The sequence below is a fragment of the Streptomyces sp. NPDC033966 genome (assembly GCF_055575955.1).
In genome coordinates, this window is record NZ_JBVIRQ010000019.1 from 1 (window position 1) to 23,604 (window position 23,604).

23 protein-coding genes and 5 pseudogenes are annotated in these 23,604 nt (G+C 71.4%); 18 read left to right on the plus strand and 10 right to left on the minus strand.

The genetic code is table 11. From position 1 onward, the window contains the following. Positions 1–241: pseudogene (locus ACZ518_RS34850) on the minus strand (glyoxalase); the annotation flags it as partial. A gap of 327 nt (positions 242–568) precedes the next feature. Between ACZ518_RS34850 and ACZ518_RS34855 the strand changes: the two are divergent. After that, on the plus strand, positions 569–1,111 hold the full coding sequence (locus ACZ518_RS34855; protein WP_469117041.1) for a nucleotidyltransferase domain-containing protein: 543 nt from the start codon (positions 569–571) through the stop codon (positions 1,109–1,111). After that, positions 1,108–1,850 (plus strand): annotated as a pseudogene (locus ACZ518_RS34860) (sigma-70 family RNA polymerase sigma factor); the annotation flags it as partial. The gene ACZ518_RS34855 and the pseudogene ACZ518_RS34860, both read left to right, overlap by 4 nt. A gap of 179 nt (positions 1,851–2,029) precedes the next feature. On the opposite strand, the gene ACZ518_RS34865 reads toward ACZ518_RS34860, so the two are convergent. Beyond that, on the minus strand, positions 2,030–2,755 hold the full coding sequence (locus tag ACZ518_RS34865; RefSeq protein WP_469117042.1) for a response regulator: 726 nt from the start codon (positions 2,753–2,755) through the stop codon (positions 2,030–2,032). A gap of 247 nt (positions 2,756–3,002) precedes the next feature. Here ACZ518_RS34865 and ACZ518_RS34870 point away from each other — a divergent pair, with 247 nt between their 5' ends. The 9 genes and pseudogenes from ACZ518_RS34870 (at position 3,003) to ACZ518_RS34910 (ending at position 10,455) form a co-directional block, all read left to right on the plus strand. Continuing rightward, positions 3,003–3,968 (plus strand): ATP-binding cassette domain-containing protein, encoded by a 966-nt coding sequence (locus ACZ518_RS34870; protein WP_469117043.1) that lies wholly within the window; start codon positions 3,003–3,005, stop codon positions 3,966–3,968. Next, positions 3,965–4,771: an ABC transporter permease gene (locus ACZ518_RS34875; protein ID WP_469117044.1), complete on the plus strand. Its 807-nt coding sequence runs from the start codon at positions 3,965–3,967 to the stop codon at positions 4,769–4,771. Before ACZ518_RS34870 ends, ACZ518_RS34875 begins: the two co-directional genes overlap by 4 nt. A gap of 122 nt (positions 4,772–4,893) precedes the next feature. Then, positions 4,894–6,624, plus strand: a complete 1,731-nt coding sequence (locus ACZ518_RS34880) for a sensor histidine kinase (RefSeq protein ID WP_469117045.1) — start codon at positions 4,894–4,896, stop codon at positions 6,622–6,624. 33 nt (positions 6,625–6,657) lie between these two features. Continuing rightward, positions 6,658–7,191 carry a GNAT family N-acetyltransferase gene (locus ACZ518_RS34885; protein WP_469117046.1) on the plus strand — a complete coding sequence of 178 codons (534 nt, stop codon included), beginning with the start codon at positions 6,658–6,660 and terminating at the stop codon, positions 7,189–7,191. Positions 7,192–7,604: 413 nt separating this feature from the next. After that, positions 7,605–7,763, plus strand: a pseudogene (locus ACZ518_RS34890) (recombinase family protein); the annotation flags it as partial. Positions 7,764–7,864: 101 nt separating this feature from the next. Continuing rightward, a pseudogene (locus ACZ518_RS34895) lies at positions 7,865–7,981 on the plus strand (ATP-binding cassette domain-containing protein); the annotation flags it as partial. Beyond that, on the plus strand, positions 7,982–8,344 hold the full coding sequence (locus ACZ518_RS34900) for a hypothetical protein (RefSeq protein WP_469117047.1): 363 nt from the start codon (positions 7,982–7,984) through the stop codon (positions 8,342–8,344). Positions 8,345–8,371: 27 nt separating this feature from the next. Continuing rightward, complete coding sequence (locus ACZ518_RS34905; RefSeq protein WP_469117048.1) at positions 8,372–9,499, plus strand: transporter; 1,128 nt, start codon at positions 8,372–8,374, stop codon at positions 9,497–9,499. Positions 9,500–9,720: 221 nt separating this feature from the next. Beyond that, complete coding sequence (locus ACZ518_RS34910; protein ID WP_469117049.1) at positions 9,721–10,455, plus strand: dienelactone hydrolase family protein; 735 nt, start codon at positions 9,721–9,723, stop codon at positions 10,453–10,455. Between the two features lie 143 nt (positions 10,456–10,598). Here the strand turns inward: ACZ518_RS34910 and ACZ518_RS34915 are convergent, their stop codons facing one another. Both ACZ518_RS34915 and ACZ518_RS34920 read right to left on the minus strand, forming a co-directional pair. Next, positions 10,599–10,922 (minus strand): hypothetical protein, encoded by a 324-nt coding sequence (locus ACZ518_RS34915; RefSeq protein ID WP_469117050.1) that lies wholly within the window; start codon positions 10,920–10,922, stop codon positions 10,599–10,601. Positions 10,923–11,091: 169 nt separating this feature from the next. Further along, entirely contained in the window at positions 11,092–11,577 is a 486-nt protein-coding gene (locus tag ACZ518_RS34920; RefSeq protein ID WP_469117051.1) for an SRPBCC family protein, read from the minus strand. A gap of 523 nt (positions 11,578–12,100) precedes the next feature. On the opposite strand from ACZ518_RS34920, the gene ACZ518_RS34925 reads away from it, so the two are divergent. Continuing rightward, positions 12,101–12,280 (plus strand): acyl-CoA-like ligand-binding transcription factor, encoded by a 180-nt coding sequence (locus ACZ518_RS34925; RefSeq protein WP_469117052.1) that lies wholly within the window; start codon positions 12,101–12,103, stop codon positions 12,278–12,280. 81 nt (positions 12,281–12,361) lie between these two features. Here ACZ518_RS34925 and ACZ518_RS34930 read toward each other — a convergent pair whose 3' ends face one another. The 3 genes from ACZ518_RS34930 to ACZ518_RS34940 all read right to left on the minus strand — a co-directional run bounded on the left by ACZ518_RS34930 (position 12,362) and on the right by ACZ518_RS34940 (position 15,241). Further along, complete coding sequence (locus ACZ518_RS34930) at positions 12,362–13,645, minus strand: pyroglutamyl peptidase (protein WP_469117053.1); 1,284 nt, start codon at positions 13,643–13,645, stop codon at positions 12,362–12,364. A gap of 73 nt (positions 13,646–13,718) precedes the next feature. Next, the gene (locus tag ACZ518_RS34935; RefSeq protein WP_469117054.1) at positions 13,719–14,351 is read right to left on the minus strand and encodes a hypothetical protein; all 633 of its coding nucleotides are present in this window, start codon (positions 14,349–14,351) and stop codon (positions 13,719–13,721) included. A gap of 185 nt (positions 14,352–14,536) precedes the next feature. Beyond that, positions 14,537–15,241, minus strand: coding sequence for a hypothetical protein (locus ACZ518_RS34940; protein ID WP_469117055.1), 705 nt, complete (start codon positions 15,239–15,241; stop codon positions 14,537–14,539). A 117-nt stretch (positions 15,242–15,358) separates the two neighbouring features. Between ACZ518_RS34940 and ACZ518_RS34945 the strand changes: the two genes are divergently transcribed. Beyond that, positions 15,359–15,844: a hypothetical protein gene (locus ACZ518_RS34945; protein ID WP_469117056.1), complete on the plus strand. Its 486-nt coding sequence runs from the start codon at positions 15,359–15,361 to the stop codon at positions 15,842–15,844. 94 nt (positions 15,845–15,938) lie between these two features. Here ACZ518_RS34945 and ACZ518_RS34950 read toward each other — a convergent pair whose 3' ends face one another. Then, positions 15,939–16,808 (minus strand): alpha/beta hydrolase, encoded by an 870-nt coding sequence (locus ACZ518_RS34950; RefSeq protein ID WP_469117057.1) that lies wholly within the window; start codon positions 16,806–16,808, stop codon positions 15,939–15,941. A 429-nt stretch (positions 16,809–17,237) separates the two neighbouring features. Here ACZ518_RS34950 and ACZ518_RS34955 point away from each other — a divergent pair. The 3 genes and pseudogenes from ACZ518_RS34955 to ACZ518_RS34965 form a co-directional block, all read left to right on the plus strand. Next, positions 17,238–17,450, plus strand: a pseudogene (locus ACZ518_RS34955) (tyrosine-type recombinase/integrase); the annotation flags it as partial. A 692-nt stretch (positions 17,451–18,142) separates the two neighbouring features. Further along, positions 18,143–18,808: a hypothetical protein gene (locus tag ACZ518_RS34960; RefSeq protein ID WP_469117058.1), complete on the plus strand. Its 666-nt coding sequence runs from the start codon at positions 18,143–18,145 to the stop codon at positions 18,806–18,808. Then, the gene (locus ACZ518_RS34965) at positions 18,805–19,458 is read left to right on the plus strand and encodes a hypothetical protein (protein WP_469117059.1); all 654 of its coding nucleotides are present in this window, start codon (positions 18,805–18,807) and stop codon (positions 19,456–19,458) included. The genes ACZ518_RS34960 and ACZ518_RS34965 overlap by 4 nt, the downstream gene beginning before the upstream one ends. Before the next feature lie 314 nt (positions 19,459–19,772). Here ACZ518_RS34965 and ACZ518_RS34970 read toward each other — a convergent pair whose 3' ends face one another. Then, positions 19,773–20,435, minus strand: coding sequence for a response regulator (locus ACZ518_RS34970; protein WP_469117060.1), 663 nt, complete (start codon positions 20,433–20,435; stop codon positions 19,773–19,775). Next, positions 20,432–21,607, minus strand: coding sequence for a sensor histidine kinase (locus ACZ518_RS34975; protein WP_469117061.1), 1,176 nt, complete (start codon positions 21,605–21,607; stop codon positions 20,432–20,434). The genes ACZ518_RS34970 and ACZ518_RS34975 overlap by 4 nt, the downstream gene beginning before the upstream one ends. Positions 21,608–21,818: 211 nt before the next feature. On the opposite strand from ACZ518_RS34975, the gene ACZ518_RS34980 reads away from it, so the two are divergent. Both ACZ518_RS34980 and ACZ518_RS34985 read left to right on the plus strand, forming a co-directional pair. Continuing rightward, a complete protein-coding gene (locus ACZ518_RS34980; protein WP_469117062.1) occupies positions 21,819–22,739 on the plus strand; it encodes an ATP-binding cassette domain-containing protein in 921 nt (306 codons plus the stop codon). After that, positions 22,736–23,560, plus strand: a complete 825-nt coding sequence (locus tag ACZ518_RS34985) for an ABC transporter permease (protein ID WP_469117063.1) — start codon at positions 22,736–22,738, stop codon at positions 23,558–23,560. The genes ACZ518_RS34980 and ACZ518_RS34985 overlap by 4 nt, the downstream gene beginning before the upstream one ends. Positions 23,561–23,604 lie beyond the last annotated feature (44 nt).

Below are 23,604 nucleotides of genomic sequence, written 5' to 3' on the forward strand. Positions count from 1 at the left end.
TGGCGCCGGCGTCCACGGCGGCGGCGAAGAAGCCGTCGACGGTGGCCGGGTTGGACACCGTGAGCCCGAGGGTGAAGCCGCGGAATCCGGTCGAGTGGGCCTCGGAGGCCCGCAGGCGGATGCAGCCGTCCACACCGAAGGCGGTGTAGAAGCGGCGGGCCGCCTCGGGGTCGGCCACCTCGAGGGTGACGGACGCGAGGGACGTGGGGGCTGCGGTGGAAGCGGTGGTTGCCATGACCATCACGCTAGGGGGTGGGCGGCGGCCGGGGCTTCTCGGTTCCTGACCGGTCCCGCGAGCGGCGGCTGAGCCGGCGAAGAGGCCGAGCGGGAGGGCCTGGCGCTGCTCCGGCCGGCGAGGGCGCCCGTGCGGGCCGAGCCGGAGCACCGTGAAACGCTGCGGGAACGGCAGGCCGTCCGCCGGGGAGGGGCTCACCGGCCGCTTCCGTGAGCGCGCGGCGGACCGGTGGGCGACGCGGTGGGAACTAGTGCCGCGTCAGGCAACGTTCGCCCGTTCTTGCAGCCGGAAATCGAGCTGCTGCGGTCAGGGTTTCCGCATAGCCTGCCGGCTGTGGACAGAGAGCGCAGTGCTCGGCAGCTTCGGCTGATCGGCGAGACGATGGAGATCGCGAAGGCCCTTGGTGTGGAGGTGTGGCTCCGCGGGGGTTGGGCCATGGACTTCTTCATCGGCGAGGTCACGCGTGACCATGTGGACATCGACTGGTTCGCCTGGGCGGAGGATGCCTCTGCTCTGACCGACGGCCTGCTTCGTTCCGGCTATGAGCCGCTGTCCGGGCCGCCTGTCGATCAACAGCTCGATTTCTGCAAGGAGGGCGTGGAGAGCAGCTTCGCTCTCGTGAGCAGGGACGGGTTCGGGCGCATTGTGGTCGCCGGCGGCCCCTGGGCCGGGGAGATATGGCCGGAGGGCATGCTCGATGCTCCTGTCGGCCGTATCGGGACACTGCGGTGCCGGATCATCAGTCCCCACGCCCAGATCGAGATCAAGCAGATGATGCCGGTCTGGGTCCCGGGTCGGCCTCGCCGCAGGAAGGACACCGAGGACGTCACCCGGCTGGAAGCGGCCCTGAGGGAGCAGGGCACCCGCCCGGCATGAGGGCGCGCAGCCGCTCACGTGCCGCCACTGATCGCTTCGACACCAGCCGGTTCGAGGCCAGCCGCAACCGGCTGGCCTCGCGGCGTACCGGCTCCTGGGCTCCGCCGCCGACGCCGAAGACGCCGTGCAGGACGCGTTCCTGCGCTGGCAGGCCGCCGACCGGCAGCGGATCGAAGTGCCGGAAGCATGGCTTGCCAAGGTCGTCACCAACCTGTGCCTCGACCGGCTCCGTTCGGCGCAGGCCCGCCGCGAACGCACCGCCGGCGCCTGGCTGCCCGAACCGCTCCTCGACGGCGACCCGATGCTCGGCCCGGCCGAAACCTTCGAGCAGCGCGAATCGGTGTCCCTGGCCCTGCTGACCCTCATGGAGCGCCTGTCCCCGCTAGAGCGGGCCGTCTACGTCCTGCGCGAAGCGTTCTCCTACGGCCACGCCGAGATCGCCGAGATCCTCGACATCACCGAGTCCGCGAGCCAGCAGCACCTCCACCGCGCCCGGACCCGCGTCACCGCCGCACGCCGCCGCGGCCCCGAGGTCGACCCGGCGTCCGCCCGCAGGATCGTCGAGGAATTCCTCACCGCCGCCACCTCGGGCCGCACCGAGCGGCTGGTGGCGATGCTCACCGACGACGCGACCGCCATCTCCGACCGCGCCGGCAGCCTGGCCAAGACACTGCTGCGCTACGACACTCCGCAGCGCATCGCCACCATGCACGGCATCGCCGCTCGCCCGCCTCACCGAAGCCTGGCGGCAGCACGGACCGGACGCGCCGCTCATCACCCAGTGGTGACCCCACGCCCCCGGCCAGGCCCAGCACCCGCGCTGACCGGGGAGCCAGCCAACGGGGCGTCACGGAACGCAACGGCCTTCCCACCTACCAGGGGTCCGATGAGGAACGGACCAGGAAACCGGTGTTGCTGTCAGAAGTTTCGACAGGCGGGGTCTGTGCCGTCGGTGACAGGGCCAACGTTGCTTGATGACGGGACCAGGCCTGCCTCGTACGCGGCGATGGCCGCCTCCACCCGGTTGCGTGCGCCCAGCTTCGCGAATACCGCGCTGACGTGTGCCTTCACCGTGCCCTCGACGAGGTGCAGCCGGCTCGCGATCTCCGCGTTGGACAGCCCCGTCCCGAGTCCGGCCAGCACCTCGCGCTCCCGTTCCGTGAGCCGCTCCAGTGAGCGGTGGGGGTGTGCCGCCCGGTGCGCGCGCAGCCCGGCGATGACCCGGCCGGCGACCCGCGGGGACAGGTAGGCCCCGCCGGCTCCTACCGCCCGTACCCCGTTGAGGAGTTCCCTCGGGTCGTCCGCCTTGAGCAGGAAGCCGTCGGCGCCCCCTTCCAGGGCGCGGGTGACGTACTCGTCCTGCCCAAAGGTCGTCAGCATGATCACACCGACCGCCGTCGACTCCCGGTGGAGGCGCGCCGCTGCCGCCAGCCCGTCCAGGCCGGGCATCTGAATGTCCAGCAGGACCACGTCCGGCCGGTGCCTGCGGGTGAGCGCGACGGCCTCGTGCCCGTCGCTTGCCTCGGCGACCACCTCGACGTGCGGGTCCCGGGCGAGGATGGCCCGCACCCCCGCCCGAATCATCGCCTCGTCGTCGGCTATGAGGACCCGGACCGGCCGGCTGTGCGGTGTTGTCTCTTCCACGCGGCGAGCCTACGGCCGACGCACCGCCGTGCGAACGGCGGGCTGCACGGATCAGCCCGGGTCGGGGCACACCCCTGACGAAGGGCAGGACGCCGCTGCCGTTCGACCAATGGGCGCCGGCCCCGCGGACTTCTAACGTCGCTTTCGTACAGGAAACGCGGTGGCCGCCCCAGGGCTGAGCACCATGCGTCGGTCGGTGCGCGCCTCCGTCGGCTTCCGCGTTCCGCGACCGACACGAAGGAGCTCCGTGATCACCCTTCGAGAACTGACCAAACGTTACGGCGAGACCGTCGCTGTGGACGGTTTGACGCTGGACATCAAGGGTGGGCAAGTGACCGGCTTTCTGGGGCCCAACGGTGCCGGCAAGTCGACCACGATGCGCATGATTCTCGGCCTGGACCATCCGTCCGAGGGCGAGGCGCTCATCGATGGCAAGCCGTACTCCTCGATGCGCCACCCGATCCGCGAGGTCGGCGCGCTTCTGGACGCCAAGGCGTTGCACCCGGCTCGTTCCGCACGCAGCCACCTGGTGGCGCAGGCGCGTAGCAACGGCATTCCGCTGCGCCGGGTGGACGAGGTGCTGGAGACGGTTGGCCTGGCGAAGGTGGCTCGGCGCTCCGCCGGGGCGTTCTCCCTCGGTATGTACCAGCGGCTGGGCGTGGCGGGCGCGCTGCTCGGCGACCCGCAGGTACTCGTCTTCGACGAGCCGGTCAACGGCCTCGACCCCGACGGTGTCCGCTGGGTGCGTGAGCTCGTGCGGTCCCTGGCCGTGGAGGGCCGGACGGTCTTTCTGTCCAGTCACCTGATGAGCGAGATGCAGCTGACCGCCGACCAACTGGTCATCATCGGACGGGGGAAGCTCCTGGCCGACACCCCGATGGCTGACCTGCTGGCCAACAGCTCGCTGTCGTCGGTACGGGTGCGCACCCCGGACGTGGCGGACCTGCGCGCACTGATCGACCATCTCCTGAAGGACGGCGATGTGAACGTGGAGTCACCCGCGGCCGACGAGCTTGTCGTGAAGGGCCGCAGTGCCGAGCAGGTGGGCGACCTGGCCCACCGGCTGGGGCTGCGGCTGCACGAACTGCGGACCGTCTCCGCTTCTCTGGAACAGGCCTATATGGAACTGACCGGGCAGAGCGTGGAGTACGAATCGGGCGACACCGTGGTCGGTGGCACGGGTTCCAAGGAGACGCAGGGAGCGGAAGCATGAGCGCCGTATCGACTGACGTGACCGACGGCCGGTGTGGCCGCACGGCCTGCGGCCACACCGGTGGCGGATTCGTCGGCGCGTTCGCCGCGGAGTGGACCAAACTGTGGACCATCCGCACGCCGTACGTCTGCCTTCTGGTTGGCCTGGCCGTGACGGTGGTCTTCACCTTCTACTACGGGTCGATCGCCCGGATCAACGACAAGCCGATCCAGCCGGTCGGCAACGCCTCGGTGTCGTCGGTCATCCTCACCCAGTTCGCCCTGGTGGTCCTGGCGATGACGATGGTGACGAGCGAATACCCGACGAGCAGCGTGCGCACCTCGCTGCTGTGGGTGCCGGTCAGGCCCCGCTTGCAGCTGGCCAAGGCGCTGCTGAGTGCCCTGGTGGGCTTCGTCACGGGAGTGGGGTGGGCTGTGCTGGGCACCGCCCTGGCCTGGGGGCCCTTCCGGGGGCACGCCAGTTTCGAGCTATCAAAGGTGGCGCATCAAACCGTTGCCATGGGCATCTATTGCGCCCTCATCTGCGTGATGACGGTAGGGGTGTCGTTCGCTCTGCGAACGGCGGCCGGCGCCGTGGCCGTGGTCTTCTTCGTGGTCTCCGCCCTGCCCGGCATGCTGGTCGGATTGGGAGGTCCGGTGCTGCTGGCCGTCAACGAGTACATGCCGCAGACCGTGGGTGGATACTTCATGCTGGGTGACGGCAAAGCCCCGTTCCCGGACACCGTGAGCCTACTGATCTTGCTGATGTGGGCCGTCGCAGCCCATGTGGCCGGTCTCTTCGTGCTGCGACGGCGAAACGCCTGACCAGCGGCGGAGCCGGCCCGGACGCCCCCACCGTGCCCGACCCCTCGTCGGATGTCCGGGCCCGTCCCACAGAATCGACCCGGACAGGTATGGACATCCATCGGAAGGACGGCCGACGCGCCATGGTGCACACGCGTAGACCCTCAGCCAGGTCTGGGTGCGGCGACGTGGCTCTGTGGGGTGGGCTCGCCGCCGCCACCGGCTACGGGTTTCGGGACGCGGGTTCGGCCTCCCTGATTCTGGACCTGTTCCTCCCGTTGGCCGTCCTGGCGGTGGCCGTGCCGTTGTCCCGCCGCCGCCCGGGGGCCGCCGTCGTGCTGGTCAACGGGCTCTGCGCGCTGGGCCTGGCCGACTCCGCGACCCCCGGCAACGCTCACGTCCTGTCGCTGGCAGCCCTGAGCTGTCTGCTCGGTGCCCGGGTCGCCGCGGCACGGCGCCCGCTCCTGTTGCTCGCCGGGTGCGCAGCAGTCGATCTCGCGACGTGCGCGGTGCTGCGAACGCAGCCCGTGTGGTGGTTGTACGCGCTGACCGTGCTGCCCGCAGCCCTTCTGCTGCCTTGGCTGGCCGGACGGCACTGGCGTGGCCGGCGCGAACTCGTGCGGGAGGGCTGGCGGCTGGCCCGGAGCCTGGAAGAGCGCCATCATCTGATCGCGGAGCGGGCTCGGCTCACCGAACGCGCAGACATCGCGGCCGACATGCACGACTCCCTCGGCCACGCCCTGAGCCTGGTCGCCCTGCGCGCCGGGGCCCTGGAACTCTCGCCCGACCTCACAGACCGCGACCGCGCCGACCTCGCCGAGCTGCGCGGGACGATCGCGGACGCGGTGGAGCAACTGCGGGAGGCCGTCGCCGTCCTGCACGACCCGCCCGGCACGGACACGGGGGCGGGCCTGCCGGTCAACGACACCGTCGAGGATCTCCTCGAACGGGCGGTCGCTTCCGGGGTGCCGGTGCGCTGGGAGCGGCGCGGGGCGATGCCCCCGATGTCCCCCCTGGTCGAACGCGGGATGTACCGGGTGGTGCAGGAGGCCCTCACCAACGCAGTGAAGCACGCGCCGGACTGTGCGATCCGGGTACGGATCACCCACGAGGCCGACCGTACCCGCGTGAGCGTCGTGAACGCCGCCCCGTCGGCCGAGGGACCGGCGCACGCGGGCGAAGGCCCGGCAAGCGGCGTCGGCGGCCGGGGGCTGACAGGACTTCGGGAGCGGGTGACGGTCCTCGGCGGCTCCTTGCGGACCGCGCCCGACGAAGGCGGGTTCCACGTCACCGCCGTCCTCCCGCACCAGGCCAATGCCACCGCCACCGCCACCGCCCGTCCCGGGACGCCGGGGCCGGCGCCGGGGCCAGGAGCGGCGTCTGGAACGCCGGTCGGGACCCGAGGGTCCGCGTTGCCGTCCGAATCCACCCCCCACCCGGACCCGGACCCGGACCCGGATACGGATACGGCCCCGGGCACCGTTGTACCGGAGTCCGCCAAGCGGCTCGCCTCCGTACGGAGCGACGCCCGTCGCCGCTCCGCCGTCGCCTTCGTGGCACCTGTCGTCGCAGCCGTCTTCTTCGTGCCATCCGCCTTCTACCTGGCCTGGCAACTGACGACGAGCGTGCTGCCGCCCTCCCGGTTCGAGGAGTTGACCACCGGTCGGCCGCGCGCCGAACTCGCCCCTCTGCTGCCGGCCCGCGCCTACCCCTACCCGTCCGACCGCGCCCGTTCCGCATCCCGGCCGCCCGGCGCGACATGCGAGTTCTACCGTTCCGGCCGCGACCTGTTGGACGAAGTCGACCTCTACCGGCTTTGCTGGTCCGGCACCACGCTGCTGACGAAGGACACCGTGCCCGCAAGCCGCCCCTGACCGCCCCTGACCGCCCCGAACAGAGTGAGGACCATGAAGTACGTCATACGCCGGATCACGGCGGAGGAGTGGCGCGAGCTGCGCGCGATACGCCTTGAGTCCCTGCTGGACTCGCCCGACGCCTTCGGTGTACGTCACGCCGACGCCGTCGCGCTCTCCGACCGCACGTGGCGGGAGTGGGCGGAGAGGGCCGCGGCCGCGGCCGACGACGGGCTGTTCGTGGCCGTCGACGAGACCGGCTCCTGGGCCGGTACCGCCGGGGCCGCACCCCTGGACGGCATCCCCGACACCGCACACGTGCACGCCGTCTATGTCGCCCCGGCGCACCGCGGGCCGGACGGTCCGGCACGGGCGCTGATGGACGCGGCAGTCGACTTCGCACGCGAGCACACCGATTGCGCCTGGCTCACCCTGGGGGTGCGCGAGGACAATCACCGCGCCATGGCCTTCTACCGACGCATCGGGTTCCACGACCTCGGGAAGACCGTCCCCTACCCGCTGGACTCCACGAAGGTCTTGCGCATTCTGGGCTGCCCCGACTTCCGTGTCTCCCGGGTTTCAAGCTGACCCTCGCCTCCTGCCGACAGACCGACCTCGAACGCTGGATGACCAGCGACGACGTCCGGCTTCGCCAGGAGGCGGGCCACTTCGTGCGCTGGACCCTCGCCCAGAAGATCACCCGACCGCCTGATCAGCGCTTGGACTAGGGGCGAACGACTCCGCAAACTCGGCATCCGCCTCGCACAGGCCCGCTCGACCGCGCTGTTCCAGCTCGCCACCGAGCTGCCCGCCGGGGTCCTCGCCCGCACCCTCGGCATCGACATCACCGTCGTCGTCACAATGGCAGCGAGCCGCCGCCGGAGACTGGGCCGCCGACGTCGCCGCCCGCACTTCACCGCACATCCAAGCCACGTCCTGAGGCAGGCGTCACCCGGATCTTCTCCGAGAAGATCTCCACCCGCGCCACCCAGCGGCCCGAGCTGGACAAGGCCGTCAACCTCGCCGGCGAACTGCGCGCCTCCGGCGTCCGCGTCACGCTCGTTGTCCTCGAGCACGAACGACTCGGTCGCGGCATCGAACTGGCGGCGCTGGCCGAAGAGCTGAAGGCCAGTGACGTCGGCCTTCGGTTCCTCACCGGGGAGCTCCAGGGCTCGCGCGCCCCCTCCGGTGTCGTGTTCACCGTGCTGGCCGCGCTGTCGGGGATCGCCTCGGTCTGGACCCCAAGCAGCGGGCCGGCAAGCTGTCCGGCGGCCAGCGCGCGCAGCTCGCTCTCACCCTGGGCATCGCCAAGCGCCCGGAGCTGCTCATCCTGGACGAGCCGGTCGCGGCTCTGGACCCGCTCGCCCGCCGGGAGTTCATGCAGGTCCTGATGGAGGCCGTCGCCGAGCACGAGCTGAGCGTCGTGCTCTCCTCCCACCTGGTCTCCGACGTGGAGCGGACCTGCGACTACGTCATCGTGCTGGTCGACTCCCGGGTGCAGGTGGCGGGCGACATCGACGACCTGGTCGCCTGCCACCACCGGTTCACCGGACCGCGCCGGGAGCCGGCCACGCTCCCGGCCGGTCAGCACGTCATCACCGCCGGCCACACCGATCGGCAGACCACCCTCCTGGTCCGCACCGACACCGCGGTCCACGATCCGTCCTGGACCCGTCAGCCCGCTCGGCCTGGAAGGCATCGTCCTGGCCTACATGACCCGGCCCGCCGACGCGGTACGTGACACCCGGCCCGCACTGGAGGTACTCCGATGATCTGGCTGGCCTGGCGCCAGTTCCGCACGCAGGCCGCCGTGATGTTCGCCGCGGTGGCCGTCCTCGCCGCCGCCCTGGCGGTCACGGGCCCGCAGTTGTCCGACCTCTACCGGACCGCCGGCAGCAGCCTGGTGGACCAGGTCGCCAGTTCGGACCAGACCCTCTACTACACCGGACTGCTGGTCGTGCTCGCCGTCCCGGCGGTCATCGGGATGTTCTGGGGTGCCCCGCTGATCTCCCGTGAACTGGAGACCGGTACCCACTACCTCGCGTGGAACCAGGGCGTCACCCGCACCCGCTGGCTGGCGACCAAGCTGGGCCTCGGTGCGGCGGCCTCCACGACCGCCGCGGGGCTGACCGGCCTCGCGGTGAGCTGGTGGAGCAGCCCCATCGACCGGGCCGTCAACGGCGGCGGCGCGACGGACACGTACTTCCCGCGGCTCGACCCCGTGGCCTTCGCCGCACGGGGCGTCGCACCCATGGCCCACGGCGTGTTCGCCTTCGTCCTGGGCGTCGCCCTCGGCCTGGTCATCCGCCGCACCCTGCCCGCGATGGCCACCACGTTCGCCCTCTACACGTGCGTCCAGATCGCCGTGCCGATGTGGATTCGGTCCCACCTGGCCTCTGCGGACCGGATCACCGTGCCGATCGAGCCCGGCGGCGCCCCCATCAGCATCCAGGACGGCGCCAGGCAGATCGTCGCGCACCTAGAAGAAGTGCCCGGGGCCTGGGTCACCTCCCAGCAGACGCTCAACGCCGCCGGGCAGCCGACCCCGGTGCCGTCGTCCTTCGCCGACTGCTGCGTGCGGGTCGGGCCCGCCCGCCCTGCAGCAGGTCGACCGCTGCGTCGCCGACCTCGGCGCCCTGGGCTACGAGCAGCAGGTGACGTACCAGCCCGCCGGCAACTTCTGGTCCCTTCAATGGGCCGAGACCGGGCTCTACCTCGGCCTCGCCCTGGCCCTGACCGGGTTCTGCGCCTGGTGGATCCGCCGCCGAGTGACCTGACAGCCCCGGCGCCACGATGGGAGCACCCGCGAGGGTCAGCCGGGCCCCGGCTGACCCTCGCGGCGTCGACAGGGCCCTGGACTACAGGGCCAGTGACGGCCGTTCCGTTCTACTCCTAGTCATGTTGTCGCACCGGACGGGTGGGGCTGTGGACTATGTTGTGGGGATGATTACCGGGATGGCATTGCGCCGCACACGGATTGGTGACCCGGTGCTCTTCTGAGCGCCGCGCGGGCCAGTGCGGGCCCGCTGCTCGATCGGGGATCTTGCGCCGCTGCGCGGGCTCCGCCTCCGTCGTGTTGACCACAGGCTCGACACGTCAACCACGACAGGAGATTTCATGCCCATCAAGACGCTGCAGATTCCCACCGCGGACGGCCAGGCCGACGCGTTCGCCGCCTTCCCCGATGGTGGCGGGCGGTACCCCGGGGTGCTGATGTACGCGGACGGCTTCGGCCTCCGGCCCGTGTTGCGGGAGATGGCCCGCGAACTGGCCGGGCACGGGTACTACGTGCTCGTCCCCAACCTCTTCTACCGGCATGGGCCGGCTCCGGTGATCGAGCTTCCTGAGCACATCGGAGATGAGGTCCGGCCCGCTGTCTTCGCCCAGCTGATGCCGATGATCGAGGCGCACACCGCAGAACGTGTCCTGAGCGACGCCGACGCCTATCTCAAGTTCCTCACCGCTCAGCCCGAGGTCGGCGCCGGACCGGTCGCGGTGACCGGCTACTGCATCGGCGGCCTCCTGGCGACGCGCACCGCCGCGGCCCACCCCGGCCAGGTGGCCGCCCTCGCCGCATTCCACGGCCCAGTGGGAGTCGACGGGCCCGACAGCCTCTCGACGCTCACCGCCGAGGTCCACTTCGGCCACGCCGAGAGCGACTTGAAGCCCGAGGCCCTCGGCGAGCTCAACCAGGCCCTGGATGCCGCAGGTGTCAGCTACACCTCCGAGATCTACCCCGGCACCATCCATGGCTTCACCATGTCCGACACCGACGCTTTCAGCGCCTCCGGGCTGAAGCGTCACTGGGACCACCTGCTCCCTCTTTTGGGCCGCGCCCTGGGTAACAGCTGAGGCTCCGGCTCGGAGGACGAACCTGAAGTACACGGCTCTGCGCCTGCTGGCCAATGCCACCCGGGGCCGCACCCGCATAGTGAACGACCGGTGATCCACCATGGTCGCAGGGCCGCCCCCGCTAGCGCGGGGGCGGCTCCGGTTCAGACGGCAGTGCCGAAACCAGCTGCGACTAGGTCCTGCTCACGCAGCGGGGTGAAGTCGACGTCCAGCTTCGGGTCGTACGCCTCGGGCTGGAGGCCGAGCTCGTGCGTGGAGTACTCGCCGAACCGGTTGATGTGTTCCGTCAGGTACGGAGAGATTGAAGGGCCACCCTGGCCTCGGCGCGCCAGCAGATACGCGTCCCCGTCCGTCGCCCCTGCCGCCCACTCCGGCTCATCGCGAGTCGGTGAGCCGAACAGATGCAGCTCATGCGCGGTGATCAGCCGCTTGAACCGCGGACATGCGGTCCGCTCGATCGAGGTCACAATCTCGCCCCGGGCCCAGACGACAGCTCGACATCACCACCAACGACACTCGGCCGAATGGGTGACGGGCCGGGTGCTCAGGGCTTCGAGATCAACTCATTGCTGCCCAGCGACACCGCCCAGCGCGAAGCCCCCGCCGAACCCGGCATCCACTGGGCGCTACAGCGGCCTACGGTGTCTCCGACCGGCCCGTGAGGATCTGGTCCTGGTGCGGGAGCACCGCGTTCTTCCAGGCGGCTTCGGTTCTCCGGCGTGCGAGATCGTCGTAGAACCCGGCGTGGGTGAGTTTCAGGAGCGTCCCGCCCCCGTGCGGGGTGAGCTCGACCGTGACCACCGTCTCTGCCCCCGCCGTGCCTCCCCGGCCGGTCACCCAGGTCAGTTCGACCAGCCGGTCGGGCTCCAGCCGCAGGAAGCGGCCGTAGTGCGGGTGCCGGGCCTTGGGCATGCCCGCTTCCATCGCGTACTCGGTCTCGAAGAAGAACGGCGCATCCACCCGCGGGGTCATCAGCACCGCACCAGGAGCGGCGAACCAGCGGTCGAACTCCTGCGTCCACGCCAGGTAGAGGGTGTGCGGGTCCGCCCGCATCTCCCGCTCGATGACGAGACGGTGCGGGCGGTCCGACAGGTCTGGGACTCGGAAGGGTCCACTGTTCAAGGCGATGCTCCACTCTGCACGACGGACCTGAACCGAGACCACGTTAGGCCGACGCACCCCAGGTGAGGGGCGGGGACTCGGCCCGACGCCCCGTTGATCCACCAGCCAGCCTCCAGCGCTCCATGTTCGCGCCGCGCCCCGCGCGGGCGCGCCTGTGACCGAGCGCGATACCCGGCGCGCCTGGCCAAATCCATCGGCCGGTGTCGGCGTGTTCCGGGTCGAGGAACATCGGGACCGGCGCTAACTCAGCACGAGCTCCCCCAGTTCCTCCAGCCAGTACCTCACCCGGTGCCACCGGCTGCAGAACCGCTTCGGACGCCCCCACCGGCGCTCGTCGAGCGGCCGCCGGCACTGCTTGCACTGCTTCACTCGCGTCAGCCCGTCCCCCATGACCACGACCCTAGCCTCCGCCCCGCCGGCCCCGACGGCGGTGGTGACACTTGTGCGGAAACGGTGACGCCTCCACCGCGGCACCACGCGGGCGGAGATCGGCGAGTTCCTCTGGTACGAGCTGGAGGAGCACTTGGGGCTGGATCCCGCCGACCTCGCCGACCGGACGGGAAGACCTGCCGACAGCCCGGAGGCACGCCTGCTGGCGGGCGCCGTGCTCGACGCGTTCACCGCGGCCGTGGAGCACTGGGCCGCCCAGGACGAACCCGACGACCTCCTCACGCTCACCCTCCTCCGGCTCGACGAGCTGTAACGCGCAAGACGCGGCCGGCTCCCGCACGGGTGCGGGGCTCTCCGGGATCCGGCGTCGGACCGCCGGCCGTGCACGAGCGCGTCAGGCCTGGCGGCGTACGGCGGCGTGTTCGAGGACGGTGCGGACCTCGGCGGTGATCGCGCTCTCGTTGCGTTCGAACTCGGGGCCGGTCAGCAGTTGGGGGTCGGCGGGCAGGCCGGTGAGTACGGGGGTGTGGAGGTGGCCGCCGGGCAGGTGCGGGGCGAGTTCGGCACGCAGCCGGTTGGAGCGGTAGGCGACCTCGTTGGAGAGGTAGCCGCCACCGCCGCCGGCCACGGCGCGGGAGCCGGGTGTCGGGCCGTCGGTCCGGTCGACGGGGGTGGTGCCGCCTGCCGGGATCTCGGTCACGTCGCTGTTGAGGAGGACCGGGTACGGGGTCTGGACGGCGGCGGTCACGGCGTCGGCGGGCAGCGTGGTGCGGATGAACTCCGGGCCCGGGCCGAGGCCGGGGGCGGTGACCGAGTGCTCGCGGGTGCCGCCGGAGAGGGCGCGCGCGTTGTCGGGGTACGGGTCGGCGGACCGCGCCCGCCCCGCCCAGTCCTCCAGGGTGAAGATGCCGGGGTAGCCCTGGCTGACGGTGGTGATGATGTCGGCCGGGGCGGGTCCGGCGGCGGCCAGGCGGGGGGCGAACGCCCGTTCCACGATGCCGGCGTCGAAGTCGGCGTACCGCACGGGCAGGACGACGGCGCGGATCTCGGCCCGGCTGCCGTCGGCGAGGGTCACGTGCCGTCCGTTGAGCTGGAGGGCGGCCGATCCGGAGGGGTTGGCGCGGCGGATCTCCGCGTCGAGCCCGAAGGGGTCGAAGCCGCTGATGAAGACGCGTCGTACGCCGGGCGCGGTCCGGAACGCGTTGTCGGTGAGGCCGCGGGAGGCGTCTTCGAAGCGGGCGCGGAGCGCGGCCCGGTCGACGGTGAAGGCCGGCTGCCAGCGGGCGAGTGCGGCGGTCATGGAGAGCCGTGCCCAGTACAGGGGGCGGTCGTCGCCGGGGGCGAGGTCGCCGCCGGGCCGCTGTCCCTGGGCGCGCCGTACGGAGGCCTGCCACAGGGCCTGGCCCCAGGAGTCGAGGAGCCGTTCGGCTTCGGCGGGGGTGCGTGTCGTGCACAGGGCGGCGGGCAGGCGTCGTACGAAGTCCCCGAACCCGGCCCGCTCGACCAGGGCGGTGGTGCGGCTGTCCGCGAGGCGCGCCTGTTCGGCGTCGAGCGGTACGGACGCCGGGGGGCGGCAGGCGGGGGTGGCGCCGGCCGCGTGCGCGGGCGGGGCGAGGGTCACGGGCAGGACGGTGACGAGGAGGGCGGCGGCCGATGCCGCACGACGTAAGAGCATCATGCGGTGTGACATTACATAGAGGCTGTCACCCCCCACCAGGTACAGCTGCGTCAGGCCGCCGCTGTCGCGCCCGTCAGGGCCGCAGGCCCGCCCGCCTGAGTGCGACCTCGGACAGGGCGGCGACGACCTGCCGGTCGCCCCGGCGCCAGGCGTCCGCGAGGCCGCCCGGCGGGGCGGGGATCGCGCGGAGGTCGCCCAGCGGTCCCGTGAGGGCGCGCAGCGCGAGGAGGTCGGCGCCTCCGGGTGCGTCGAAAACGCTTCGGACGGTGGCGCTGCGACGGATCCAGCGCAGGCGCAGGGGAAGCCACACCAGGAGTACGAAGGCCACGGGTACGACGATCAGGGCGACTGCGGCCAGGGTGGCCAACTGGCTGATGGCGTCCTGGAGGGACCGTCCGGCGTCGGCGAGCCCGGTGCCGGCGTCGGCCGCGGAGTGGAACGGCTTCTTCAGGAGGCCGCCGACCAGCGGCACGTCCGAGGCCGTCTCGCCGGCTTCGTCGAGGGCGCCGGCGAAGCCTTCGCCCGCGCTCTCGACCTTTCGTCCCGGCTCGGCCAACAGCATGATCGCGTCGTGGACGGCCAGCGCGAACCACACCGCGCCGGCGATCACGGCCACGGCGACCAGGTCCGCGAGGATCTGACGGTTCCGCCGTGCTGGGGTCTGGGCGTAGAGAAGCATCGGCTGCTCCGCTCCTGTTCCGGTCATGGCGTCGAGGGGCCGACCCCGGCGTCCGGCGCCGGCGGTGTGCGGTGCCGGCCGCCGGACGCCGGGCTCGGCCCGTTGCCCGACCGTACGTCGGCCCCGGCCCTTCCACCGGCGTTCACGGGTACACGTCCGCACCACGTTGCCGGGTTGGCGCAGAAGCGGCGCCCGCGGGCGGGCCGCCCGGGTCAGGAGGCGGCGGCCGCGTAGTGGTCGGCGTACGCCTGGAGGCGGGGAGCGAGCGGGCTCCCGGCGCCGGCGGAGTTCGCCTGGATCCACAGCTCGTTCTCCACGACGAAGCGGTACGCGAACTCCTCGAAGGTGTCGGCGCACCGCATCAGCGAGGAGGCCACCGCGGCCCGGACCTCCTCGGCCGGCTCCCCCTCCGCCCACCAGCCGGCGGACTCCAGTTCCAGGTGCGAGAAGACCACGAACGCCTCGCCGGAGGGGCGCAGGTACAGGTACCAGATGACGCAGTCCTGCTGGTCGCGCAGGAACCGTACGAGACGGGCGCCCTCCTCGGCCGGGCTGCGCAGCGGACCGGAGAGGTGGCTCCAGCAGGCCGTCACCGAGACCTCGTCGAAGGCGCGGCAGAGGTGCTCGCTGCCGTAGAAGGCGGCGAAGCCCTCGGGGAGGGCCAGCCCGGTTTCGGCCAGTTCCCGCTCCAGGGCCGCGAGATGCTCCGCGTGCCCGGACCGCGGCCCGTCCGCCCCGCCCAGCCAGCCGAACCCGTCGTCGAGTTGCGCGGCCTCCAGCAGCGGCAGGCTCTCCAGCGGGTACACCTCGTAGGTGGACGCGCACGGCCGCAAGCGCCCCAGGTCCGTGGCGCACCAGCCGGTGGGGAAGGCGACGGCCGCGGCGTCGGCCGCGGGCCCGGAAACGGAAACGGACATGGAGAACCCTTCAGGAGGTGGCCGGTTCATCGGTATGCCCGTATCCTCGCGCCCGCCACTGACAACGGCCGGCCGGCTGTACACCGGCAGGGGGGGGCGCGTGCGAGGATCCACACCATGGATCACGAGTTCGTGTGGACGTACGGGACGGCGGGGCAGCCCTCCTCGGGACCTGAGGACGTGCTGCGGAGGGTGCGCGATGCCGCCCGTGCGGAGCCGGGCGGGCGCGTCGAGGCCCTGGTCGCCGAGTGCGTGCTGTGCGGTGCCGAAGAGGGCGGGTTCGAGGTCGCCAAGGGCGAGTGCTTCTGTGTGGTTTGCTGCCTGCCGTTCGGCATCACGGACGGGGACGTGCACCGGGCCCCGCACCCGTGGACGCTCGAGCCGTCCGAGGTCCCGCTGCCGCCCGCCTCGCCGGGCCCGGGCTTCGAACCGTCTGACCTGCCGCGTTGCCCCGCGGGGCACGACGTGTTCCAGGTCGCGGTCGCGCTCGCCTGCGCGCAGGACGGGGCGGTCCGGGGCATCTCGGTCGCCCTGAGGTGCCCCGAGGACGGCGCACTGTGTCTGTACGTCGACAACGCCCGCGTGGTACCGAGCGCGGCCTGACCCGGCCGGTCCCCCGCTGTCAGGGCGACCACGTGCGTTTTTCGGATGTCGGGTGGACCATGGACAGCTGGACCGGATGACCGGTACGGACCCGCTACTCCCGGACGAGGCTCGTCAGGAGCTCCGCGAAGACCTTCGGCCGGCTGAAGTAGCCGACGTGCGAGGCCGCGAGGGTGTGCACGTCGAAGGGATGGTGCGGGGTCAGTGCGTCCGCCGTGCGGATCATGTGGTCCTGGACCGCCAGGGGAAGGCTCCGGTCGGCGGAGAGCCGGACGTAGGTGTGCGGCACCCGCCCCCACGCATCGGCCCGGACCAACGCACCCGGCTCCATCGCCGAGTAGGTCTCGTCCGGATCCAGGGAGTCGAGCAGCAGCCGGAACTGATGGTCGGTCGAGTCGGCCATGACGGCGGCTTTCAACGCGGCGAACAGGTCCGGATCGGCGTGGGCGGCCCGCCAGTTCAGCCGGACCACGCCCGGATCGCGTACGCCCGGCACGGCGATCCGGGCCGTTGCGGCGTCCAGCAGGTTGTCGTCGGCCACGTCCCACGCCTCGGCAAGCATGGCCGGATCGCTGAGGCAGAGCGCGGAGAGGTAGACCACCCGGTCGAGCAGCTCCGGTGCGGCGTTGGCGACGGCGCTGATCGTCAGACCGCCGAGGCTGTTGCCGACCAGGACGACCGGCCCCGACGCCGCGAGCCGCCGCAGGGCGTCCAGCACGTGGCGCACGTTGTCCTTCAACGTGACACCACGCAGCGCGGAGGGGGCGGCGGCGAGTGCCGTGACGTCCTGGGGTTGCCGGTAGTAGGCGGCGGGGGTGTCGGCGAGGTCGCCGTGACCGGGCAGGTCGACGGCGTGCGAACGGTAGCCGAGCAGGGCCAGCTCGTTCTGCAACGGGCCCCATGCCCGGGCATTGCTGGAGCCGCCGTGAACCAGTACGAAAGTGGGGCGCGAGTCTGCGCGCATGGTGAAGATCCTCGTCATCCTGAGGTGAACGGTGGACGTGGGACCCGGTGTCGGCGACGGCCGACACCACGGTCAGCGCGTCGACCGGGTGCGCAGGGCCGGCCAGTTGTGGATGACGGAACACATGCGGACGACCGTAACAGCCGTCTCCGCACCGCGCACGGCCATTTCACCGTACCGGGCCGGCCGCCGCGCTGTTCGACGAGGGCGAGCCGGAGCGCGCCGGGGCGGCCGCCCGGCAGGCCGGCGATGGGATCGAATCCGTCGAAGACCGCTCGAAGGCGCTCGTTGTTGGCCGCCGCACAGGCCCGGGCCGGCCGCGTGGGCCGTGCCCGTGGCCGTGAGGGTCGCGGCGGCGGTCAGGGCGAGCGCCCCGGCCGCCGATGCGGCGCGCCGCCGCGCCGCGTTCACCGGGCACCCGCCGTCAGTGTGCCGGTGGCGCCGGCAGTCGTGCCCGCCACGTTGCGGCGGGCGCTGAAGGCGGCCTCACGACGGCACCTGACGGGCCCAGTCACGGAAATCTTCCCGCACCTGCTGCGTCACGCCTGCGCGACGCACAACTACGGGCGCGGGATGACGTTGTGGGAAGTACGGCGACTGCTGGGACACGGCTGGGCCACGACCACGGTCCGGTATCTCGCGGACATCTGGCGGCCTACGGATCTGCTCGCGGCGTTCAAGCAGCGCGGGGCAGGTTCCGCAGTGGCCCTCGTGGCCGTGCACGCGCCCAAGGCCAGCGAAGTTCGTCGCCTGCCCCTGACCGCCGTCGATCTCGTCCGCGGAACGCTCACGGTCCGCCGCGGCAACCACACCCACACCGTGTACTTGGACCCCATCACCATGGGGCTCGCGGCCGACTGGCTGCACGAACGGCGCCGTACCTGGCCCATGGTGCCCAACCCCCACCTCTTCATCACCAGCCAGACCGCGCACCCTCCCTCACACATCCCGGTCAGCTACGTGGGACTGCGCGCGGCTTCCGACCAGATCGGCATGACCCCGAGGCAGCTCTGGAGCGACCGCGTGCTGGACGAGGGACGGGTGAGCGCCGACCCCGTCCACCTCATCCGCCTCTTCGGCATTCACCCGTCGACGGCCATGAAGTACGTCGCGGCAGCCCACCCCGACAAGGCCTTCCCCGAGATCCGCTGAGCACGGGCGTTCCGAATCCTTGATGAGGCGGCCGAATGCGCCGACCCGCTCCGGCCGATGCGCCTGTTCGGCGTCACCGAGCAGACCGCCATGCGCTACGTCAGCACTGCCTGACCGGAGCGCACCCCGAAACTGCCCAGGTAGCGGGCCCGCTCCGAGCCCAACGCCGCAGCCGAAAGCCCGTGGCGACGAAGCAGCGGGTCCGGCATCATCCCCCTGTGATTGTTATGCAACCCGTTCTGGAGATCTCCGCTTCCGACGAATTCGAGCTCTGGCCCGTTGGCGAACACGAGTCATATGGCTACCTCGTGCTGAACGGGGGGCTGACTCCGGCGGAGGTCGGCACGGCCGTTATGCAGATCGCCGACTGCAATCACTTCGAGCCGCAGGAGGAGCACGAATCGTGTCCGGCCGACCCGCTCGGCGCCTTCCTGCACGGGCTGCTCACCATGCCTGACCTGTTCGCCGCCGGCGGCTTCCGGGTGACCGACAACACCACCGACACCGTCTTCGTCGAGCCGGGCTGCTGCAACGGCCTGGAGACCTGGCGGGACTGGCTGGAGGTGCTCGACGGTACCGGCTGCGCATATTTCGGCCACGATCCATCCTCGGTGGCCGAACGCGTCAACGACGTTGTCCGTTTCACGCTCGATGCTCACGGGGTGGACGGCAGCCCGGTGATCGAGCTGTCGGTAGACCAGGTACGCAGGCTCGTCGCCGACGCTCAGCAGGATTTGCAGGACTTCCTCAGCCTTGCCGGAACCTGGGCGGAACAACACCTGCCAGCACATGCTGCTGCCGTCACTACCGCCCTGGCACGCGCACTGGACCTGGCACCCACACCATGACGAGCTTCCTGACCCACCGAGCGCACGTGCACGACGCCGGGCTCCCCCTCCACCGGCGGCACAGCGCGCTGCGCACCTGCCTCACCGTCTTTGCTCCTTATGGTCTGCGGGCGACGTACCACCACCTCACGCTCAGCGCCGCGATCCCCCGCCGGATGGAGGCGGACCCGGACGCGCTGGTGCGGGCGGTGGAGGAACTACACGAAGCGCGAGTGCTGTGGCTCGTGCGGGCAGACGAGTACGCCGCGCAACGCCGGGCGGAGAAGCAGGCTGGGCGGCGGGCTGCGCCGAACCCTCGGCCGTGGTGGCTGTGGAGCTGGTGGGAAAGCCCCGACCGTGCCTGGTACGAAGACCCGTTTCGCCACCCGTCGCTGCGCCTGTCCGAGTACGTCCGGCGGCAGAACGCGATTCTGGATGGAGCCGAGCCGCCCGGCTGCCCGGCTTGCGGGGATGCGGGACCGCGAGTGCTGAGCTCGACCGGACACGGTTGGGTCGAGCTGTGCCGGGGGTGCGCATGGGTGCTGGCGCCGTGTCCGTGCGGGCGGCGGCACCGGTTCGTGCCAGAGACTCCGTTCAACTGGAACGAGATCTGGCAGCGGGCGCACATGAACGATGACGGCACGCCGAACTCACATTGGCCTGCGGGCTAGCCAGTCGGATCGGCACGGCGAACGCCCGGAAGATCAGATCCCGCCGGCTTCACCGGAACCTGCGCGCGGGATCGCCTCAGCCATGAACGGGCATGCGCGTTCCCGCTTCCCCACGTTCAGGAATCTCGCAACCCGCGCGCTTCGCGTTCGATGTCTTGCGGGCCGACGGCGTCGAGCCGGTCACCCTGCCCTACAACGGGGCCGGCTCGGCAAGTCGTCGCCGCGATCGAGGCCAGTCCGGCCGCCGCAGAGCAGAAGCTCGCCGCCATGCGCGGCCTCGCGGCCCGAGCCCCACCGTCCACCGCGGGACACCATCAGCGAGGCAGCGTAACGAGCCCCATTTCATAAGCGGTGATCACGAGCTGGACCCGGTCCCGGGCGCCCAGTTTGGTGAGCAGCCGTGACACGTGCGACTTGGCGGTGGCCACGGTGATGAAGAGGTCTCCCGCGATCTCGGTGTTCGACCTGCCGCGTCCGACCAGGGTCAGCACTTCCCGTTCCCGTTCGGTGATGCCCTCGATCGGCCGTGGGGGGCGCTCCGGGACGACTTCGGGGCGCCCGACGAAGTCGGCGATCAAACGGCGCGTCACGCCCGGCGCGATCAGTGCGTCGCCGGCGGCGACCACGCGGATCGCCGCGAGGATGTCGTCCAGCGCCATGTCCTTGACCACGAAGCCGCTCGCGCCGGCCCGGAGCGCACCGTAGACGTAGTCGTCCTCGTCGAAGGTGGTCAGGACGAGAACACGGGTCGTCGCCGGGCCGGCCATGATCAGACGGGTGGCCTCGATCCCGTCCATGCCGGGCATCCGGATGTCCATCACCACGACGTCGGGACTGACGTCTTTGACCAGCTGGACCGCCTCAGCACCGGTGCAGGCCTCACCGACGACCTCCAGGCCGGGGTGATCGGCGATGAGTACGCGCAGGCCGGACCGCACCAGCGGCTGGTCGTCGGCGAGCACCACCCGGACGGTCATCGGGCCTCCGCCGGAACTCCGACGTGTGCGGCCAGTGGCAGCCTGGCCGCCACCCGGAAGCCGCCCTCGGTCCGCGGCCCGGCGCTGAGGTCACCGCCCAGCAGGGCGACCCGCTCCCGCATCCCGATGATGCCGAAGCCGCGGGCCGAGCTGTCCCCGGTGGCACCGCGCCCGTCGTCGACGACCTCCACGGACAGCTCCTCCGCCCTGTAGTCGATGGCCACCCGGCAACGCCCGGTGCCCGCGTGACGGACGACGTTGGTCAGCGCCTCCTGCACGATCCGATAGGCGGACAGATCGACGTCGGCAGGCAAAGGACGCTGCTCCCCGCTGCGGTGCACCTCGACGCCTACCCCCGCATCCGCGGTCGCTGCCGCCAGCTGTTCGACGTCCGCCAGCCCCGGCGAAGGTGCGAGCGGTGACTGCTCCGATACGGTCGCGCCCAGGTCGGCCTGACGGAGCGACACCAGCGTGCGCCGAAGACCCGACAGGGTCTCCCTGCTGGTGGCCTCGATGGCACGCAGGGCCTCACGGGCCTCCGCGGGCTGGGTCTGGATGACCCGGCTGCCCACACCGGCCTGGATGGCGATGATGCCGATACTGTGCGCGACCATGTCGTGCAGCTCCCGTGCGATCCGCAGCCTTTCGGCGGTCACGGCCTTGGCCACCTCCTGCGAACGCAGCGCCACCGCGTGCTCGCGGCGCTCGCGACTCAGCAGACCGACCGTGCAGGATGCGGCCATCGCCAGAAGGGCGATCACGACGTTGACGGTCAGGTTGTCCCCGTGCGCGAAGACGCCGATGGCCAGGAGCTGCACGGCGAAGGACACGGCCACGGCGGCGAGCGAGGCTCGCCGAGTGCAGGTGGCGACGATGAAGCCCAGGACGAGATCCACCGCCAGGAACGACAGGAACTGACCCTGATAGCCCACCGACATGTCCGCATGGACGGAGCTCGGAGTGCCCACCACCACGGCGGTGGATCCGAGGAGTGCCATGGCCAGAGCCGGCAGCGGCCTCCGTCGCACCACGCCGACGAGCAGGCTCACGGCCAGCAGCGACCCGACACCGTGGACCGTGCCCGATGCCCGCGGGGCGCCCCCCACCAGCAGACCCACCATGAGGAGGTAGAGGGCACCCCCCGCCCAGGCCACCGTCTTGGTTCTCGTCATCGGCTGCGTGCCCCCATCTCGGGAGCAAGGCCGCAGTGCGCGACACGCACAGGCAACGGGGTGATCGTTATGAGGTCCACGCCGCGAGACTAACCGGTACACCGACCGCGCGGCATTAGCCCCGGGACGTACGCCCACGGGCCAAGCCGGCCGCACGATTGCCTCCCACAGCCCCATGTCCGGACGGGGTCCTCTCGGCAGTGTGGGTGCCGTGATCGAAGTCAACGAACTCACCAAGCGCTACGGCAGCAAGACGGCCGTCGACCATCTGTCCTTCACCGTGCGGCCGGGTCAGGTCACCGGATTCCTCGGCCCCAACGGAGCCGGCAAGTCCACCACCCTGCGGATGATCCTCGGCCTGGACGCGCCCACCACCGGCTCCGCCGCTGTCAGCGGCGTCCCGTTCCACGACCACCCGCGCGGACTGCGGCACGTCGGCGCCCTCCTCGACGCCGGACAGGTCCACGGCGGACGCAGCGCCGCCGCCCACCTGGCCGCCCTGGCCCGCAGCAACGGCATCCCGCGGCGCCGGGTGGACGAGGTGCTCCAGGAAGTGGGGCTGGCCGAGGCGGCGAGCCGTCGCATCGGCGGATTCTCCCTCGGCATGAAGCAGCGGCTGGGGATCGCCACGGCCCTGCTGGGCGACCCGCCCGTGCTCATGTTCGACGAGCCGATCAACGGCATGGACCCGGAGGGCGTGCTCTGGGTACGCCGACTCTTCCGGCGCCTGGCCGCCGAGGGGCGCACGGTCTTCCTCTCCAGCCACCTGATGTCGGAAATGGAGAACACCGCCGACCAGTTGGTCGTCATCGGCCGGGGCCGCCTCATCGCCGCCGAGTCGGTACGGGAGTTCGCGGCCCGCGGCACCCGTCGCAGCGTCGTGGTCGGGACACCACAAGCCGCCGAGCTGGCAGCCGTGCTGACCGCGGCGGGCGCCACGGTCGAGCCGGAAGGCTCGGCGGGCGCCGAGAAACTCGCCGTGACCGGGCTCCCGGCGGATCGCATCGGAGCGCTCGCCTTCGAGAACCGGATCCGCGTGGACGAGCTGACCACCCACACCGCCTCACTGGAGGCGGCCTTCATGGAACTCACCGCCGACAACGTCGAGTACCAGGCAGGACAGCCCCGATGACCACACTCGCCTCCGTCCTCCCGACCACCCCGGTCACCGGACCACCCGCCCGCTTCCGCGACCTGCTCGCCTCCGAGTGGATCAAGACGCGGTCCCTGCGCTCCACCCCGTGGACGATCGCGCTCACCGTCCTGTTCGTCATCGGGTCCTCCGCCGTGGCCACGCTCGCGGACGACGCCGCCCGCTCCGGCCCCGCTGACTTCCTGCCCTACGACGCCTATCCGCCGGCCGGCTACTGGACGCTGATACTCGTCGCCGGCAGCATGGGCGCCCTCACCGTCGTGAGCGAGTACAGCAGCGGCCTGATCCGCACCACCACCGTGGCCGTCCCCGCCCGCAGCTCGGTGGTGCTGGCCAAGGCGGCCGTCACCGCCGCGCTGTGGACCGCGGTCGGCACGGTCATCTCCACCGGTTCCTTCCTGGTCTCCCAGGCCATCCTCAGCGGTCGGCACGCCGGCGTCCCGCTCACTCACCCCGGAGTGCTCCGGGCGGTGGTGGCGTCCGCGCTGCTGGCCCCGGTCTGCGCACTGATCGGTCTGAGCCTCGGCGTCCTGCTCCGGCACAGCGCTGCGACCATGGTCACCAGCGTCTCGACCCTGCTCATGCTGCCGCCCATGTTCTCGGAGAGCACTCGCTGGTCGGCGGACATCAACCACGCGATGGTGTCGGCTGCCTGGAAGCGCCTGGTCCAGAGCTGGGAGCCGGATCCCGGATCCCTGGGCCACACCGCCACGGTCCCCGGCTCCTGGATCGTGTACGCGCTCTGGCCTCTGATCACGGTCGCACTCGCCGTGCTCGTCGTGAGGCGCCGCGACGTGTGAGCGAGGTCATCGACGACGACACGCTCGCCTTCGCCGAAGCCGGG

What these genes read in the sequence shown, in the direction of transcription:
- ACZ518_RS34940 (WP_469117055.1), bottom strand. Translation starts at nt 15,241, where the DNA reads ATGTCCGTTTCCGTTTCCGGGCCCGCGGCCGACGCCGCGGCCGTCGCC.
- ACZ518_RS34900 (WP_469117047.1), top strand. Translation starts at nt 7,982, where the DNA reads ATGCAGGTCCTGATGGAGGCCGTCGCCGAGCACGAGCTGAGCGTCGTG.
- ACZ518_RS34880 (WP_469117045.1), top strand. Translation starts at nt 4,894, where the DNA reads ATGGTGCACACGCGTAGACCCTCAGCCAGGTCTGGGTGCGGCGACGTG.
- ACZ518_RS34905 (WP_469117048.1), top strand. Translation starts at nt 8,372, where the DNA reads ATGATCTGGCTGGCCTGGCGCCAGTTCCGCACGCAGGCCGCCGTGATG.
- ACZ518_RS34935 (WP_469117054.1), bottom strand. Translation starts at nt 14,351, where the DNA reads ATGACCGGAACAGGAGCGGAGCAGCCGATGCTTCTCTACGCCCAGACC.
- ACZ518_RS34910 (WP_469117049.1), top strand. Translation starts at nt 9,721, where the DNA reads ATGCCCATCAAGACGCTGCAGATTCCCACCGCGGACGGCCAGGCCGAC.
- ACZ518_RS34985 (WP_469117063.1), top strand. Translation starts at nt 22,736, where the DNA reads ATGACCACACTCGCCTCCGTCCTCCCGACCACCCCGGTCACCGGACCA.
- ACZ518_RS34970 (WP_469117060.1), bottom strand. Translation starts at nt 20,435, where the DNA reads ATGACCGTCCGGGTGGTGCTCGCCGACGACCAGCCGCTGGTGCGGTCC.
- ACZ518_RS34885 (WP_469117046.1), top strand. Translation starts at nt 6,658, where the DNA reads ATGAAGTACGTCATACGCCGGATCACGGCGGAGGAGTGGCGCGAGCTG.
- ACZ518_RS34975 (WP_469117061.1), bottom strand. Translation starts at nt 21,607, where the DNA reads ATGACGAGAACCAAGACGGTGGCCTGGGCGGGGGGTGCCCTCTACCTC.
- ACZ518_RS34945 (WP_469117056.1), top strand. Translation starts at nt 15,359, where the DNA reads ATGGATCACGAGTTCGTGTGGACGTACGGGACGGCGGGGCAGCCCTCC.
- ACZ518_RS34950 (WP_469117057.1), bottom strand. Translation starts at nt 16,808, where the DNA reads ATGCGCGCAGACTCGCGCCCCACTTTCGTACTGGTTCACGGCGGCTCC.
- ACZ518_RS34930 (WP_469117053.1), bottom strand. Translation starts at nt 13,645, where the DNA reads ATGATGCTCTTACGTCGTGCGGCATCGGCCGCCGCCCTCCTCGTCACC.
- ACZ518_RS34965 (WP_469117059.1), top strand. Translation starts at nt 18,805, where the DNA reads ATGACGAGCTTCCTGACCCACCGAGCGCACGTGCACGACGCCGGGCTC.
- ACZ518_RS34875 (WP_469117044.1), top strand. Translation starts at nt 3,965, where the DNA reads ATGAGCGCCGTATCGACTGACGTGACCGACGGCCGGTGTGGCCGCACG.